Consider the following 16,229-nt stretch of genomic DNA (forward strand, 5'->3'; position numbering starts at 1 on the left):
TTGGCGGAACGGACCCATGCAGGGCTTTGATAGTACCAACCCGCCTTTTGATCGCCTGACCCATCCAGAGATCGAGGAACTGCGGGCCGGCCTCGATATCGGGTATTTCAGCCCGGAAGAAGTCATCATCGGTCATGGACGTCCTTCGGACTGGCTGCATGTCGTGATCAAGGGATCGGTCGAAGTGCGGGATGGGGGTACCGTTCAGGCTGTGCTCGGGCCCAAGGACAGCTTCGACTCCCGCGCTCTCGTGCACGGAGCGGCTGGCGAAGACTTTGTGGCTGCCGAAGAGACACTCTGCCATCTCATCCCTAGCCGTCTCATCCTCAACCTGATCCACCACAATCCCACCTTCGCAGCGTTTTTCTACGGGGATGTGTCCCGCAAGCTCGATGCCTTCGCACAGCAGCGGAAGACCGAGGGGGTCGAAAGCGTTCTGCGAGCACGGGTCAGTGATGCACGATATGGTGCGGCCGTCTTCATTCATGGAAACTCCACCATAGAGCAGGCCGGGCATTGCATGCAGGACAACGACATCAACGCTCTCTTTGTGCGGGATGATGAACGTATCGGTGTAGTGACTGGAATGAATTTGTCGAAGGCAGTCGTTCTGCGCCGGCTCCCACTCGAGACTCCAGTGCGGGAGGCATGTCATTTCGACGTCGTCTCAGTTGATCTTGATGATTTCATCTTTGAGGCGCTGCTTCTCATGACGAAGCATGACAAGCGGCGCCTCGCGATCCGGTCGAACAGCCACTATGTGGGGTTCCTGGAGGACATCGACATCCTCGGCCTGTTCGCAGGCAATTCACAGTTGATCCCGGGGCGGATCGAACGCGCCCGCGGCGTCGATGACTTGGCCGGTTCTGCTCAGGACATTCACGCACAGGTGGAGCGCCTCCACCGGCAGGGGCTGAAGGTCGACGTCATCGCCGAGATAACGTCCGACCTGAACCGAAGGCTGCTCACGCAGCTCTTCGGAATGACAGCACCCCCGTCAATCCGTGAGGCTGGCTGCCTGCTGTTGATGGGATCGGAAGGGCGTGGCGAGCAGACCGTCCGGACAGACCAGGACAACGCCATCCTTCTGGCCCGGGATGTTCCGGCAGCCGACCTTGCTCAATTCCGCGAGGCGTTCTCGGGAGCACTGGACCGGTTCGGGTTCCCGCCGTGTCCCGGGAATGTCATGGTCCGCAATCCGATCTGGTCCCAGTCCTTGGACGGCTTCATCCATCAACTCAGGGCCTGGACTATCCAGGGTGATACCGAGGCTGCGATGAACATCGCCATCTTCGTCGATGCGGTGGCCGTGGCGGGTCCGGCGGACATTCTCACGCGGGCAAAGGAGGCCCTATTCGAACTCATGCGCGGCGAGGCCGCTCTCCTGGCGCGGTTCGCATCGCTGATCGAGACCTTCGCGACCCCCAACCTGGGCGTTCTCAGCACCATCATGGCAACCGTCGGCGCCGGTCCGGACGAGATCGACATCAAGAAGGCCGGAACGTTTCCGATCGTGCATGGCGTGCGCACGCTCGCGATCGACAAGGGCATTCTCGCCACACCGACAGCGGCAAGGATCGAGGCGCTTGTGGAGCAAGGCTCATTGGAGCCGGCATTTGGACGGGACCTGATCAGCGCCCTCCATGCGTTCATGGAGTTTCGCCTGCGATCCCAGCTCCAGGCTCTGCACAAAGGGACAATGGAGACCGAGTCGATAGTGCGCCTGGATCAGATTACCACGGTGGAGCGCGACATCCTGCGGGATGCTCTCCGGATCGTGCGTCAGTTCCGGGAGATTATTCGCAACCGCTATCACCTCGGGTCGTTCTGAATGGAACGCTGGGTACGCAATYTCTTCTATCGCGCGACGCTGGCAGACCATGCCTATCGCTTCCTGTTCGAGCCGGGACCGGCGGACGAGGTCGTGGTTCTGGATTGCGAAACCACCGGGCTCAACCCGCGGACCAATGAGGTGATCGCCATTGCGGCCATTGTGATCCGCGGCAGCCGTATCATGACGAGCAAGGCCTACAGGGCCGTCATCCGGGCCGACAGGGCCCCGACATCCGAATCCATCAAGATCCACCGCCTCCGGGCCCATGACGTGGCACAAGGCCGGCCCATGCACCAGGTCTTGCCGGAGTTGCTCCGCTTCATCGGGGGCCGTCCCATCGTCGGCTATTACGTCGATTTCGATGTCCGCATGCTCGACAAGTATGTTCTCCGGTACATCGAGGCGAAGCTTCCAAATCGGCGCGTTGAGGTTTCGGAGATCTATTATGACCTCAAGTATGGCGGTGCCCCTCCCGGAACGGTGCTTGATCTTCGATTCCAGTCAATCCTGTCGGACCTGGGCATTCCAACTCTCGGGCAACACGACGCCTTCAACGATGCCCTGATGACAGCCATGATGTACGTACAGCTCAGGGATATGCGTAAGCGAGGCGTTCGCATCGGGCGCAAGCGGGCGGTACAGCAGGAGGTTCCTCCGGTCGGTGCTWGAAATCATCTTTCCCGGTTATGGCAGAACGCATCGCATACCGCTCAAGGCGTCCCTATGCGGTCCCCTGGCGGAAATAGCTACACGTTGCGAAAGGTCATTTTCATTCTTCACGCGATGGCGAGCGGGCTTGCGCATAGTAATCCGCTCGGTGAGGGGCAGCTCAATCACCCAACGCAGCCCTCTTGGATCGCACTCCTGCTTGGCCGCAGCCCCCAGTTCACGGGGGAGCGTCCGCTCCAGCCACGCAGTGCCGAATCCTCGTCGCTTCCGCGCCAAGCGACCAGGCACTCCGCCTTCCTTCCACTCAAAGAGGAGGTGCGGCTCCCCCCTGCCCTTATTCACCCGCCAAGAGATCCTGACATGACCCTGCGGTGTCGAAAGAGCCCCATACTTAACCGCATTCGTCGCCAGCTCATGGATCGCCAGTGCGAAGATCTCGGCGGCCTTGGATTGCAGCCGGATCGCTGGGCCGTGGATGCGATCCACCTGCTCCCCCTCCTGCGCTCTGTAGGCGTGGAGTTCCTCGGCCACGAGCATCTCAAGGTCGACCCATCCTGCGGGATCACGCGTGGCAGCCGTCTGCACCCGGGCGAGCGCGCCAATGCGCCCTTCCAGGTGCATCGCGTAGTGCTCCACTGTCTTGCTTGTGTCGGCGGTCAGGCGGACAAGGGAACGCATCACAGCAAGCGTATTATGCATGCGGTGCTGCACCTCAGCCAGCAGCAGCTTTGCCTCACTCTCCGACCGCGCCTTTTCGACACTGCTCTGTGCCATGGCGGCGCTCGCAGGGAGACCGTGAACCTCGGCAGTGTGAAGATCGCTCTCGAACAAGCGGACAGGGTGGACCATAGGAAACTCCTTATAGTGGCTGAGTCAGCGCAACTTTCCGACGCTTCTGGGGGAAGTCTCCACAAGTGCCGACATGACAGGCGCGGCAGGGGATGACCTCCGCCTCCAGATTCCACCATGTCGATCGGGACCGATCACCGTCCGTTCGCCAAGAACGATGCTAGCTGGGACGTAGCCCGCGGGCTGCTCGGACAGGTACGAGCTAGGGGAAGTACGAGGGCGTGCGCACCTGCTCCGGAATCGCGAGCGTCAGGCCGCACCTGTCGGGCTAAGTTTGGCTGAGCATCATCGGCGCTCGCACCGGAAGCGATCAACGAGGCCTCCCAGGTCAGCCTCTGAAGACCCTATTTTTCACAAGCGAGTGAGCACCAAGCCTTTCGACCGCTTCCGGGAGGCGGCGAACGCCACGGCGGGGCACGGGCTGGCTGATCATCGTCGACGACATGAACCAGGATGAGCCGGGCGGACGCCCGCCGGTCGAGGGAAGTGGCGTGGCGCAACACGCGATCGGGTCGCATCGAGATGTCGGTTGCCTGATAAAACAACCATCGGCCGCTACAGATTGCTGATCGGGCGAAGGTGTAGGTGCGCACGCTTGCCAATCAGCAGGAAGAGGCGGCTCTTGCGATCGAAGTACTCAACCAGATGATCCGGACGGGCAAACCGGATTCCATCGACGTTGCTTGACCTCTCCCATATAGCCCTGATCCGCCCCTTAAGCCTCCGTGCACCAACGCCGGCGTTGTGGCCACCTGTCGTGAGAAGGAACGTCACACCGGTGTCCGCCAAGCGATGGATCTTGAACGCTGGGCGCCACATGCTCCTGCGAAGCGCCGCAGGCACTCTCGCTCTCAGTTCAAAAGAAAACTGCATCCGCGCCACACATTTAAGATCGGACCTTGATCAAAGTCATGTTTGAAAGCGGGAATTGCATGACGATTGCACATCCGCGAGAGCAGACTTCCGCAGCGGATGAATGCGACACAGGAGATTTCTGATGGACGACATTGTTCTACAGCAACTGGTGATCGACGAGCTTGAGTTTGAACCGAGCATCGATGCCGCCAACATTGGAGTAGCGGTCAATACTGGCGTCGTGACGCTTACCGGTCATGTTGGAAGCTATGCAGAAAAGATCGCTGCGGAGCGTGCCGCCCAGCGGGTGAGAGGGGTAAGGGCCATCGCCCAGGAGATCCAGGTCAGGTACCCGTCAGACAAGAAAACATCCGACGACGAGATCGCAAAAAGAGCCGCCGACATCCTTGCCTGGGATGCTCGTGTGCCGGACGAAGCCATTCAGGTTAAKGTCCAGAATGGATGGGTGACGCTGACCGGCACAGTCGAGTGGCAGTATCAGCGAGTGGCAGCGGAGTCGGACATTCGCAAGCTGTCAGGCGTGATCGGCGTGTCAAATGAGATCGAGCTCGAGCCGCAGGTGAAAGCTCCCGACGTCCGCAACAAGATTCTGAGCGCTCTCAAGCGGAATGCGGAGATCGAAGCGGGTTCAATCCGGGTTTCGGCCAACGGAGATGAGGTGACCCTTGAGGGAAGGGTGCACGATTGGTACGAGCGCATCGTCATTGAAAGGGCGGCTTGGTCCGCGCCTGGCGTCAAGCACGTCCACGATCGAATGACGTTGAGTTGAGAGACGACCTGAACCATGATGCCGATCATCGTTCAGGACCACTGCGCATAAGAGAGGCGCAATGATATCATCAACTTCCAACAGCGCGGAGTTGTTTGAGCATGTCACGCTCATTTCCACGCTGTTGGAAGTTGTATCGCCCTCCTTAGGTCCAAAACCCTCGCAGAGTGGCTGAAGCCCGTTTAGCTGATGATACCTGTCCGAGAGGAGCCCGAAGAACCAGCTTGCTCACCTGCAGGTTGGTCGCTGTTGAGAGGTGCCGCGCACTCATACTATTATCTACCTCAGCGCCCTGGCCGACTGCGGCGGTACCTAGTCCGGCCTGCAACGTGCCCCATCAGTAGCAGAGGGTTTAGCAAGAGATGGTACGGCACTCATGATTATGGCGATGGCAACGAGCGTGGTGCTCGTGGTGACTACGATCCTGATCGTCTACGAGACGCTGCGGCTGACCTCGAACCACTTGGCCGATCTGCCGGTGCCGCCGCGGATGCGGATCATCGCGGTCGTGCTCGCCGCCTTTGCCGGCCACACGGCAGCGGTGTGGACCTATGCGCTCGCCTATTGGGTTCTCAGCGTGAACCTGCAAGTCGGCAGTTTTGCCGGCTTGCCGGTCGAGAGCTTCCAGGACTGCCTGTACTTCTCCGTTGTGACGTATACGTCGCTCGGGTTCGGGGACCAGATTCCGGTTTCGCACGCCCGGCTCATCGCCGGAGTGGAGGCGTTGAACGGTCTGCTCTTGATCGGCTGGACCGCCTCGTTCACCTATCTCGCCATGGAGCGATACTGGCCACTGCATGCCCAGAAAGCACCACGGAAAAAGGCGGAAATCCGCAGGCCCATCCCGCGGGGTGTGTCCTCGGGAGTAGGCCGTACGTTGCCCTGAGAACCAAGCAGGCGTATGGATGGCTCACCAGCGGCTTCTGTGGCATCACCTCTCCGGGCGCGCCAAGGTGGCATCAATCCTGACGCGTATCGCATGGAGGACCCTGTTGAGGGACTTGAGCGTCTGCGGAGGCATCTCGACGCCTTCAGCATGGGCATCGATCGCCGTGGTGCAATCAGACAGCGCGTTGGATATGAAGACCAAGGTGTCCTCATTGTCGGGGCCCTTCTCAATCTGGTCCGCGGCGTCATCCAGCATTCTCCGGGTTAGAGCAACGCGCTTGGCATTGGACTATGATGCGCCGTGGAAAGTGCTGCTGAAACAAAGCATTAGCGGCAACGCGCTGGCTCCATCAGAACCGCCATTGCTCTAGCTCGTCATATTGCTGATCGATCATCGGTAGCCCCTGTGATGTAAGGACCGGTTATGCAGGCACACTGTCTCTGATACGGCCGATAATGCGAGCATGATCTCGCAGTGTCGATTGGTTGTAAGGGTAAGCTCCTGTCGATCTTGCCCGGAGAGGTGCTCAAGAGGAATCTCGTCCTCGAGAAAACCCGGCTCTGAAGGATTTGAAGCCCACCCGATGCGAACTGGAACGAACTCTGCGGCGTGTGGCTGGGTAGCCGGGGGGCCGCGTCAGCGATCCCTGCGGCCGGGCTGCTCCTGGTAGCGCTTTGCCGAAGGGGGCCGAGCACGCGTCAACGGGCTTGAGCGCTTGGCCATGTTCCGGGTCACGCCGGAGGTGATCACTGTGCTCGACTGCCGTAAGGGCTCCAGCCACACCAACTTGGTGCGCGATTCCGGCAGTCCTGAGGATCGGTTCAATGTCGCCGAGGAAGCCTATGAGGCATTCTTCCCGGCCGGTGATCCGCCCTCGCAGGACTCGGACCACCACTCGTGAAGCCCACCTCGCTTGGAAGGTGGTGCAGCATGGACCATGCCTCCGTAGAAATACGGGCTTTCCCTTGGCTCCGTATCAGACATGCTATCCGACAAGGGATTCAAATCACCATGTCTCCACGCCATGGAGGAAACCATGCCCGACAACGCCAGTCATAACATTCGAATGTACTCCCCGAGCCTAGATGTAATGATGAAGGAGGTCGTTCGTACCCTCGGCAACATCGACTTCGAGCACGAGATCGAATTGGACAGGGTCGCGAACAGCACGACCACCGACGAACTCAAGCAGTACATTCGGGAGAAGCTCAGAGCGGCGCATCGCGAGAGGCGCCAGCCATATGTAGACCTTCTGAACAGGCTCCGGATGCAGCAACGCGGTCAGTCCTTCGCGGCCTGAATGCAACGGAGTGTAGGCCTTGGCCCGTTGCGGCGAGGTTCCATGCTTCGTTGGGCTCCCAAACGGCCCATTCCCACACCGTCTAGTCCGAGTTGTCATCGAGTTGTGTTGCCTTTCCGGGGCGGAACGCCCCGGCCGCAGATCTCAGGTTGAATGAGGAGGAACGCACAATGGCCCGCAATCCCATGACCCCCTTCCGTCCCGGTGGCGGAATGTTTCCTGGTGATCCCGTTCTCTCGCTCCATCGCGAGATGAATCGTCTCTTTGACGATGTCTTTCGCGGCACTGGTCTGCCCGCTGCGACCGGCAGCCAAGGCCAGGGCGATGTCGGCAGCTTTGTCAACGCCAGCATGAACGTGTCGGAAACGGACAAGGAGATCCGCATCACGGCGGAACTGCCCGGCGTCACCGAGCAGAATATAGACGTCAGCCTTGACGACGACATGCTCACCATCCGGGGTGAAAAGAAGTTCGAGCGCACGGACGACAAGGAGAACTTCCACTTCGTCGAGCGCTCCTACGGCACCTTCCAGCGCTCGCTGCGGTTGCCCTACCCTGTAGATCCGGAGCAGGTCCAGGCCAGCTTCGAGAACGGCGTCCTGACCGTCACGGTGCCGAAGACGACCCAGCAGGAGCGCTCCCGCCGCATCCAGGTGCAGGGCAGGACAGGTCCGGCTGCGGGTGGATCAAGTGAGAAACAGGGCGCGGCAGGCGCAAAGGAGCAATCCTCGGAGACGTAAGCGCCCGGCTGGGCCTCAACGCTGAGCGTCAGGCCATCTCGCGGAGGCACTGCCTCTTGAAACGTCGTCGTGGACGCAGCGCCCTGTCCGCTCATTAGTCGACGAGCGGATGTGAAGAGGAGCTTCGGAAATCGAACGGACGGCGCCCTTCCGAGAAGGGACTGAGCGCACCCATCGATATGCCCTGAAGTCTGAGCCCGCGTGCCGCCGAAGCGGACAAGATGGCCTAGCGAGCGTATAATCGCTCATCCAGGAGCTGATCGCGCGCCATCATGGAGGTGACAGATGGACGAGGACATCAGACAGAAGATCCTGACGCTGCTGGAGCAGCACCGGATCATAACGGTTGCCACCCTCAGGCCAGACGGTTGGCCACAGGCGACGACCGTCGGCTACGCGAGCGAGGACCTCACCCTTTACTTCCTGTGCGGCCTGGACAGCCAAAAGGCGGCGAACCTGGCGCAGGATGACCGGGTGTCGCTGACGATCGACCACGACACGTCCAACATCATGGCGATCACAGGCCTGTCCATGGCAGGGCATGCGCAGGCGGTGACTGACCTGGCCGAGGCGGGCAGGGTGATGCAGATGCTGGTGCGCAAGTACCCCGAGCAGGTCTCCCTGCCGGGGCCGATGCCGAGCCCGGAAGAGGTTCGCATCTTTCGTGTGACGCCGACCGTCATCTCGGTGCTCGACTACTCCAAGGGCTTCGGACACACCGACCTGGTCAGCGTTCCCGACGATCTGGACGGGGCTCCCGACATCGTCGAGGAGGCCGATCTGGAGTCGTTCCCGGCCAGCGATCCCCCTGCATGGACAAGAACCACGTCGCGATAGGGCGCGGATCCTGAGTATTTGAGGACGCGGTTCAACGAGCGCCTCCTTCATAGTTGACGAGGATTCCGCGGACAGCATCCCACGCGAACTTGTCGTCCGATATATTGTGGGCGCCTATACGGCCGCGTTGACTTGGTGGCTTGATGGTGGAGCAAAGCTGCCACCGGAGCACGTTGATGCGATGTTTCGGCGCTTTGCGACCGAGGGCATCATGCCGTCCAACGGCTAAAGGGATCACATCGATCGGAAAGCGACGGCACTTGAGGAGAGACAACAGGACGGTTCGTCAGATAACCGCCCTCGCTATATCGCCAAGGTTAATGTAATGGTCTCGGCCTCAGGTGGCACCGGGCTGATCCTACGCGGTGACCACCTTCTCGGAGAGGATCTCGCCAGTCTGGTCGAGGATGGCCTGCCATGCGGCCTGTGGAGCCCGCACCGTGATGCGGATGCGCCCGGCATCTTCGCTGTTCCCCTGCTCAACGCGGCTGGTCACCTGCCCCAGGCGCATCCCACGACGCAGCGCCTCCAGGTCGGTGCCGAGGCGTTCCGCCAGGAAAGCGCTGTCGAGGACAAAATCACCGGCAGGATCGCGGTTCACGCGCATTGGAAGGTCCCTTGATTACAGGCGGATCGCCTGATGCCCAAAGTCGCCTCCCGGCGGCAGGTCCTAGGCGAACGCTGCACATGTTTGTTCGAGACCTTTCAGGGTATCACCCGAGACAGCTTCCGTCTCCATGGCGCCCGCCGGCATGCGGTTCCTTGCATTTCCACAATAGGGCCAGCCGACTGGCCCTCTGCCCCGGCACACTTGCGTGACTATGCCCGAAGAGATCCGCCCGCCTGGGCGCGCCAGCTTGGGCACGCCAGCTTGGGGAGCATGAGGATCTGTGTGGGGCAGCTGGTGAGAGGGCTCCCTTCGAAAGGCTTTGATCAAGTCCAATCGACGAGAGTGCAATGGGAGCTAAGGCTACGGGCGACATTGTTGCCCCACATTTCTTTCTGCTCCCATCATGGGAGGCTACGGGCACACCCGTCTCTCGGAGCAGGTGTTCGGCGGTGCGACGCGGGACATGTTCTCCGCAGCGGACAGCCCGATGCTGGCGGCCCATTGAGGTGGGCTATGCTGACCATCGAGGGAACCGGGCATGCCTGCACAGGTGCCGGCGGCGGCAAGCAACGGGGCTGGCCCATTCGCCCGGGGGAACGGCATCCGGTCCGCCAGACCGGCGCGGTCATGCCGGTTGGCTGGATCAAATGGTGGCAGACATCGTCATTCTTCAAGAGACACTCGCAGTTCCTGGCGGTACTTGTGCGCCGTCTGGAGCGCCTCGGCGGCACGCCGCTCGTGAAACGAACGCTGAAACTCAGTGTGGGCCCTCCGCGCATAAGCGATGTGCGCCTGAGCCGCCGCCTCGCAGGCCTGGATCAGGGAGCCCAGCTCTTCCTGTAAATCGACCATTGTTACTCCTCCCAGTTCCGGATTGATAATGCCCCAAGCGGGCCCTCTCCTTGACAATTCGCAAATCTGCTTACGGGCCGTTGGATAGAATAGGCTTGGTCTATCAAGGAGAAAACCATGCCTCTGTTCATCACGCAGGGCCGCTTCACGCCAGAGGCGATCAAAGGGATGTTGGCCAAGCCGGAACACCGTGAGGAGGCGGTGCGCGAGCTTGTCTCTCAGTCGGGCGGAAAGCTCCTGGCCTACTACATGACCTTTGGGGACTACGACTTCATGATCGTGTCGGAAGGACCTTACGAAGGCGTCGCAACCTCCGTGATTGTTGCGGCTGCTGCCGGGGGCGTCACGAACCTGAAGACCACGCTCGCCATGACCTCGGCAGACATGCAGCAAGCATTTGCCAGGGCCGGGCCGGTTGCGGCGCACTTCAAGGCTGCCGGAGCGCAGGCTTCACGGGCCGTTTAGCCCCTGTGGGGGTGAGGTCCCCGGACTTCACCTCCATCCAGGTACGACCCCGGACACGCGTCATGCCCGTTGAAGATGTGGGGCTAGGACCTGACCGCCATTTATGGTTCGTCCGAGTTGCTAGGTTTGATTGTGCAAAGCTTCTTTGCGATCGGCACGTTCGCCGAGGTGAGGGGCGGGAATGGAATTACCGTATGCAAGATTTAGTGGGCACGTCAGTGAAATGGTTGCTGGTGGCCGTCGGTGTGAGCGCAGCGATCCTCGTCGTCTCCTGGCTGCTCGATATGTTCTATGTGCTCACCGATTGAGAGTAGCTAAGCAACGTCTGTAGCTTGAGTTTGCCAGAATCCTTCCCGACGCAACTCAGCTAGCGGGATGCCTCGCTTATCCTCCAAGTGCCGCCGTATTTCTCCTGACTTCCGAACCGGCACCGCCCACCCTACCTTGCGCATCGGAAGCTCGCTTGGAGACCCTCATGCTCTGGTCGATCCCAATTGCCCGCATCGCCGGTACCGTGGTGCGTATTCACGTGACCTTCCTGCTCTTCCTGGTCTGGATCGGCGGGGCGCAATGGCGGCTCGGTAGGCAGGAGGCGGCTTTGGAAGGCGTGCTGTTCATGGTGCTCCTCTTCGCCTGTGTGCTGGCGCATGAATTCGGGCATATTCTCGCCGCCAAGCGCTACGGCATCCGGACGCCGGAGGTAACGCTCTGGCCCATCGGCGGGGTGGCGAGCCTCGAACGGATCCCCGACAACCCGCGCGAGGAGCTGGTGGTGGCCGTGGCAGGTCCGGCCGTGAACGTGGTGATCGCGGGGCTCATCATACTCTCCCTCGGCATGGCCCTCGACACCGCTGCGATGATTGAGCTGGAGAACCCGCGCGCCGGTCTCATGGCGCGACTTGCCGCCGCCAACATCTTCCTCGTGGTGTTCAACCTAATCCCCGCCTTTCCCATGGATGGCGGTCGGGTGTTGCGCGCGCTGCTGGCCATGCGCATGAACCATGTGGAGGCAACCCGCATCGCGGCCCGGATCGGCCAGAGCGCGGCCTTCCTGTTCGCGCTGGCGGGTCTCTTTCTGAACCCGATGCTCATCGTTATTGGTCTGTTCATCTATCTCTCGGCAACGGCGGAATCCCAGCACGTGGCCTTCAAGGACGCGACCCTGGGGCTGCCGGTGCGCGCTGGCATGGTAAGCCCGGTCGAGGTCCTGTCCACCGCCTCGTCGCTCGACGACGCGGTCGACCTCATGCTGCGCACCTCGCAGAAGGAGTTCCCCGTGGTGGACGGCTCAGGGTTCCCGCGCGGCCTCCTCACTCGAGATGGCCTCATCGTGGCCCTGCGCCAGGGCGGCCCCGCCACGCCGGTTCTGGAGGTGATGACGCGGGACCTGCCGACGGTGCTCGACTGGCAGCCCTTCGATGCCGCGGTCGCGCTTCTAAACCAGTCCAAGGCTCCAGCCCTCCTGGTGCTCGACGCTGGGCAGAAGCTCGTGGGGCTCCTGACGGCGGAGACCATTGGAGAAATGATGATGGTCCGCAGTGCGCGCCCCGACTGGCGCTTCCGCAACCGCCAGTCCTATGTGTGACGGCAAGTGACCAAGTCGTCTCCCACGGCCATCTTGGGATAGCGACGAGTTGAAAGCCCTCATTCGGGAGCTGGGAAACGCCGGGTCAACGAGGCCCGCCAGCGCCTCATGACAGATCACGAAGCCGATCGGCGCCTCAGTGGTCGTCGTCATCATCGCCGAACCAGCCGCCGATCATGGATCGGCGGCCGGACCCCATCATCCCGAAGTCCATCATGGTTGCGCATGGCGTCCTCGACCGGAGGCCACAACTTCTCCTGCTCGGCCGTCAGCTTCAGCCCGGCCCTCAGCGCCGCGATGTGGGCATCGACGAAGGCGCTCAGATCCTCGGGCGAGAGCCGGCCCATCATGCCCCTGCCTGGACCGCCCATCGTGCCGCCCGGCATCCCACCGCTACTCTGCGCGCTGGCAAAGTCACCAAGGGCGAGAAGACTTACGACGAAAAACCGCGACAGGACCAGCTTACCCACAGTATCTCTCCTTGGCACAGCATTCCGGCCTGGCCGCAGACCGTACCAGCGAGCCTGACCATGCCAAAGAATGGCCTGGTAGTTCGGCTGTGATATGGTTGACCGTAGCCGGTGGAGTGGGCTGGGAGCCCGAACAGTGCCTTCTTGTGTTGTATACGGAGGGGCCAAACCCCAGGCCAGCCAGCACTAGCAATGGAGCGAGTTCATGGATCTTGAGCAACTGGCACAAACCGCTGCGGCCATGGTGCAGCCCGCCAAGGGCATTCTCGCCGCCGACGAAAGCTCGGGCACGATCAAGAAGCGATTCAATGCCATCGGCGTCGAGTCCACGCCCGACAACCGACGCGACTATCGCGAACTCCTCGTCCGCTCGACGGATGCGATGAGGAACCACATCTCCGGTGTCATTCTCTACGACGAGACCATCCGGCAGAATGCAAGGGATGGAACGCCTCTGGTGACGCTGATCGAGCAGGCAGGCGCACTTCCCGGCATCAAAGTGGATCTCGGTGCCAAGCCACTGCCGTTCTGCCCCGGCGAGACGATCACGGAAGGCCTCGACGGCCTGCGCGAGCGTCTCACGGAGTATCGTGGTCTCGGGGCGCGCTTTGCGAAGTGGCGCGCCGTCATCGACATTGGTGAGGGGATCCCGACCTGGACGGCCGTGAAGGCCAACGGCCATGCGCTGGCGCGCTACGCGGCGCTCTGCCAGGAGCAGACCCTAGTGCCGATCGTCGAGCCCGAAGTCCTGATGGATGGCACGCACGACATCGACCGCTGCGCCACCGTGACGGAATTCGTGCTGAAGACCGTCTTCCAAGAGCTCTACGAACAGCGGGTCGTGCTCGAGGGCATGGTGCTGAAGCCCAACATGGTGATCGCCGGCAAGAAATCGACGCAGCAGGCTTCCGTGGATGAGGTGGCCGAGAAGACCCTCACGGTGCTCAAGCGCTGCGTGCCCGCTGCCGTGCCCGGCATCGCCTTCCTCTCTGGCGGCCAGTCGGACGAGGAGGCGACGGCTCACCTCGATGCCATGAACAGGACCGATGGGATTCCGTGGCGGCTGACCTTCTCCTATGGCCGCGCCCTGCAAGTGGCGCCGCAAAAGGCCTGGTCCGGCAATCCTGACAATGTCGCTGCCGCTCAGCAGGCCTTTGCTCACCGGGCCAGGATGAACGGCCTTGCCTCGGAGGGCCAGTGGAAGCGCGCGCTGGAGGCACGGGCAGCCTGAACGCAGCCGCACGGCGTGCGAGGTATCTCCTGGCCTGGGATGCTCTTGCGCCGGATGAGGCCATTCAGATCAAAGTTCAGGACGGCTGGGTGACGCTGACGGGCTGGGTTGAGTGGCAGTACCAGCAAACGACAGCGAGGTCGGACATTCGGAAGCTGTCTGGAGTCGTCGGCGTTTCAGATGAGATCGACCTTCAGCAGGTCAGCGCGCCTGACGTTCGAAACAAGATCATGAATACTCTCAAGCGAAACGCGGAAGGCGAAGCCAACACAATTCAGGTCTCAGTCAACGGCGATGAAGTGGCCCTTGATGGGAGGGCGCACGATTGGTACGAGCGCATCCTCATTGAGAGAGCAGCCTAGTCCGCGCCTAAAGCATCGGAAGTGTTATCAAACTCACGTCCGATGCTTCAAGTTGCTGATCCTGAGCATCTTTTCACGCAGAACCGGTTCCCACTTTTGCGCTCGATGCTCCGGTGTCAAACACGTCTATGACCGCATGATGGCGAGCAACGATTTCGAGTTCGAGAAAGATATGGAGCGCTGTCGACGTAGACCTGAAGCAGACGACTGTTACCATACTCGAACAGCACCATCAGAAGAGCCTAGCCGCTCTCACGCGCGAGACGAAGCGGTGGCAGCGATTGAGCTGATGATCGGGCACCTGACGCCTGAGCACTGTATGCCGAATTCGTCTGAAAGGCCATGAAGGCGACCGCATCAATGCTGTTGTATGCGTTCTCGTCCTGATGCCGGTCAGCGACGGTCGGTCGTCCCGACGCATGTGACGCAAGCCGGCGAATACTCTTCATGGTCGACACTTGACGTCCGTCCGAAGCAAACCGCCTTGATCCTGTCATTCCATGTGAGCTCTTGCGCTGACCCGCAATTCGCCCAAGTCGAGCCTCAGGAGCCTCGTGCCAGAGCCAGTTCTACTGGATGTGGCCGGTGAACACGTATCCAACACCCCGCACCGACTTGACGAGCATTGGATGCTTTGGGTCGGTCTCGATCTTGCGCCGCAGCCTTGCCACCTGGGCATCGATGGAGCGGTCAATCGCCTCCCAGTGGCGGCCGCGCGTCAGGTCCATCAGCTGGTCGCGATTAAGCACCCGGCCTGGGTGCCGGGCAAACGTCACGAGAAGATCGAACTCGCCGGTCGTGAGCGCGATCTCGGAACCGTCCGGCGCCTTCAACTCACGGCGGCTCAGGTCAAGCCGCCAGCCATCAAACCGGATCAGTTCGTCATCGACGGCCAGGCTACCGGGAAGGGGTGCTGCCAGCGCGGTAGGTTGCAGGCGGCGCAGGACGCTTTTGATGCGGGCGAGGACTTCCCGCAGGTGAAATGGCTTGGCGAGGTAATCGTCCGCCCCGACCTCCAAGCCAACCACCTTATCGACCATGTCGGACCGGCCAGTGAGCATGATGATTCCGATGGCGCTACTGCCGGGCTGTGATCGGATCTCACGGGCCAGCTGGAGCCCGTCCTCGCCGGGCAAGACCAGATCCAGAAGCACCAGATCAATCCTTGTGCGTGCCAAGCACTCGCGCATGGTCGGCCCATTTGGGACTGAGCTCACCTGAAAGCCCTCATCAATCAGATAGCGGGTGAGCATCTGACGGATTTTGGCATCGTCATCGACGATGAGGATATGCGGCGCATCGGTCATCACCGGCCCAAATCCATGAGGTCCGTTGCTCTTGGCGTCGGTGCGTTACATTAAACAACGAACCGAGACCCGGGAATCCTCCGAAAGTGCCACAGTCGAGCTACCAATCGACCACTGAAGCCTTCGGTCAACCTTCGACCGGCGAGCGCCCTCGACGGATGTTCATAAGCCTGCTGGTCCTGAGCCTCTGTTACAAACTGTTACGAGCCGGCACACAATCGCATAGGACCACGGCACGGGTGTGACATTCGTCTGCTTTAGTCACGTCAACCAAGACCGCGACCGGAGCATCCCATGTACACCTCCCATCTCCTTCCCTCAGCCAGCAGTGCAACCTTCCCGGTGTTCGGCTTGTCATCGGAGACTTTAACCCTGGAGAGCCTGTTCGCCGTCCACTCGGCGGACAAATTTGCCGCCGGGGAGGGGGTGTTCTGGGAGGGCGATGCGGCTTCCGACATCTTCCAGATCACCGAGGGTTGCCTGCGCCTGTACCGCATGCTGCCCGATGGGCGGCGTGMGATCATGGGTTTTCGGTTCGCCGGCGAGATGCTCGGGCTCTCCTGCGAGGGCACATATTCCTACCC

17 protein-coding genes and 1 pseudogene are annotated in these 16,229 nt (G+C 61.2%); 14 read left to right on the forward strand and 4 right to left on the reverse strand.

The window, feature by feature from the left end; all coding sequences use genetic code 11:
• Window positions 1–16 precede the first annotated feature (16 nt).
• Both ACXJKO_RS13235 and ACXJKO_RS13240 read left to right on the forward strand, forming a co-directional pair.
• On the forward strand, window positions 17–1,831 hold the full coding sequence (locus ACXJKO_RS13235) for a DUF294 nucleotidyltransferase-like domain-containing protein (RefSeq protein WP_457091554.1): 1,815 nt from the start codon (window positions 17–19) through the stop codon (window positions 1,829–1,831).
• Window positions 1,832–2,434, forward strand: a pseudogene (locus ACXJKO_RS13240) (3'-5' exonuclease); the annotation flags it as partial. It lies immediately after the preceding gene.
• Between the two features lie 84 nt (window positions 2,435–2,518).
• Here ACXJKO_RS13240 and ACXJKO_RS13245 read toward each other — a convergent pair.
• Window positions 2,519–3,352: a sensor histidine kinase gene (locus ACXJKO_RS13245; RefSeq protein WP_457091569.1), complete on the reverse strand. Its 834-nt coding sequence runs from the start codon at window positions 3,350–3,352 to the stop codon at window positions 2,519–2,521.
• A gap of 997 nt (window positions 3,353–4,349) precedes the next feature.
• Between ACXJKO_RS13245 and ACXJKO_RS13250 the strand changes: the two genes are divergently transcribed.
• The 6 genes from ACXJKO_RS13250 to ACXJKO_RS13275 all read left to right on the forward strand — a co-directional run bounded on the left by ACXJKO_RS13250 (window position 4,350) and on the right by ACXJKO_RS13275 (window position 8,763).
• Entirely contained in the window at window positions 4,350–4,997 is a 648-nt protein-coding gene (locus tag ACXJKO_RS13250; RefSeq protein ID WP_457091555.1) for a BON domain-containing protein, read from the forward strand.
• Between the two features lie 388 nt (window positions 4,998–5,385).
• Window positions 5,386–5,883 (forward strand): potassium channel family protein, encoded by a 498-nt coding sequence (locus tag ACXJKO_RS13255; protein WP_457091556.1) that lies wholly within the window; start codon window positions 5,386–5,388, stop codon window positions 5,881–5,883.
• 724 nt (window positions 5,884–6,607) lie between these two features.
• Window positions 6,608–6,787 (forward strand): hypothetical protein, encoded by a 180-nt coding sequence (locus tag ACXJKO_RS13260; RefSeq protein ID WP_457091557.1) that lies wholly within the window; start codon window positions 6,608–6,610, stop codon window positions 6,785–6,787.
• 192 nt (window positions 6,788–6,979) lie between these two features.
• Entirely contained in the window at window positions 6,980–7,186 is a 207-nt protein-coding gene (locus tag ACXJKO_RS13265; RefSeq protein ID WP_457091558.1) for a hypothetical protein, read from the forward strand.
• A 170-nt stretch (window positions 7,187–7,356) separates the two neighbouring features.
• Window positions 7,357–7,926 (forward strand): Hsp20/alpha crystallin family protein, encoded by a 570-nt coding sequence (locus ACXJKO_RS13270; protein ID WP_457091559.1) that lies wholly within the window; start codon window positions 7,357–7,359, stop codon window positions 7,924–7,926.
• A gap of 285 nt (window positions 7,927–8,211) precedes the next feature.
• Window positions 8,212–8,763 (forward strand): pyridoxamine 5'-phosphate oxidase family protein, encoded by a 552-nt coding sequence (locus tag ACXJKO_RS13275; RefSeq protein WP_457091560.1) that lies wholly within the window; start codon window positions 8,212–8,214, stop codon window positions 8,761–8,763.
• 358 nt (window positions 8,764–9,121) lie between these two features.
• Here ACXJKO_RS13275 and ACXJKO_RS13280 read toward each other — a convergent pair whose 3' ends face one another.
• On the reverse strand, window positions 9,122–9,370 hold the full coding sequence (locus ACXJKO_RS13280; protein ID WP_457091561.1) for a DUF6522 family protein: 249 nt from the start codon (window positions 9,368–9,370) through the stop codon (window positions 9,122–9,124).
• Between the two features lie 516 nt (window positions 9,371–9,886).
• Here ACXJKO_RS13280 and ACXJKO_RS13285 point away from each other — a divergent pair.
• From ACXJKO_RS13285 to ACXJKO_RS13295, 3 genes are all read left to right on the forward strand, one after another.
• Entirely contained in the window at window positions 9,887–10,216 is a 330-nt protein-coding gene (locus ACXJKO_RS13285; protein WP_457091562.1) for a hypothetical protein, read from the forward strand.
• Between the two features lie 126 nt (window positions 10,217–10,342).
• Complete coding sequence (locus ACXJKO_RS13290) at window positions 10,343–10,690, forward strand: GYD domain-containing protein (RefSeq protein WP_457091563.1); 348 nt, start codon at window positions 10,343–10,345, stop codon at window positions 10,688–10,690.
• A 475-nt stretch (window positions 10,691–11,165) separates the two neighbouring features.
• Window positions 11,166–12,275: a site-2 protease family protein gene (locus tag ACXJKO_RS13295; RefSeq protein ID WP_457091564.1), complete on the forward strand. Its 1,110-nt coding sequence runs from the start codon at window positions 11,166–11,168 to the stop codon at window positions 12,273–12,275.
• 152 nt (window positions 12,276–12,427) lie between these two features.
• Here ACXJKO_RS13295 and ACXJKO_RS13300 read toward each other — a convergent pair whose 3' ends face one another.
• A complete protein-coding gene (locus tag ACXJKO_RS13300; protein ID WP_457091565.1) occupies window positions 12,428–12,745 on the reverse strand; it encodes a hypothetical protein in 318 nt (105 codons plus the stop codon).
• 205 nt (window positions 12,746–12,950) lie between these two features.
• Here ACXJKO_RS13300 and ACXJKO_RS13305 point away from each other — a divergent pair, with 205 nt between their 5' ends.
• Both ACXJKO_RS13305 and ACXJKO_RS13310 read left to right on the forward strand, forming a co-directional pair.
• Window positions 12,951–13,976 (forward strand): class I fructose-bisphosphate aldolase, encoded by a 1,026-nt coding sequence (locus ACXJKO_RS13305; RefSeq protein ID WP_457091566.1) that lies wholly within the window; start codon window positions 12,951–12,953, stop codon window positions 13,974–13,976.
• Window positions 13,943–14,338, forward strand: coding sequence for a BON domain-containing protein (locus tag ACXJKO_RS13310; RefSeq protein WP_457091567.1), 396 nt, complete (start codon window positions 13,943–13,945; stop codon window positions 14,336–14,338). Before ACXJKO_RS13305 ends, ACXJKO_RS13310 begins: the two co-directional genes overlap by 34 nt.
• Before the next feature lie 569 nt (window positions 14,339–14,907).
• On the opposite strand, the gene ACXJKO_RS13315 is transcribed toward ACXJKO_RS13310, so the two are convergent.
• Window positions 14,908–15,645 carry a response regulator gene (locus ACXJKO_RS13315; protein ID WP_457091570.1) on the reverse strand — a complete coding sequence of 246 codons (738 nt, stop codon included), beginning with the start codon at window positions 15,643–15,645 and terminating at the stop codon, window positions 14,908–14,910.
• Between the two features lie 294 nt (window positions 15,646–15,939).
• Here ACXJKO_RS13315 and ACXJKO_RS13320 point away from each other — a divergent pair.
• A partial coding sequence (locus ACXJKO_RS13320) for a Crp/Fnr family transcriptional regulator (RefSeq protein WP_457091568.1) occupies window positions 15,940–16,229 on the forward strand: 290 nt, incomplete at its 3' end.

The sequence above is a fragment of the Microvirga sp. P5_D2 genome, assembly GCF_054049475.1.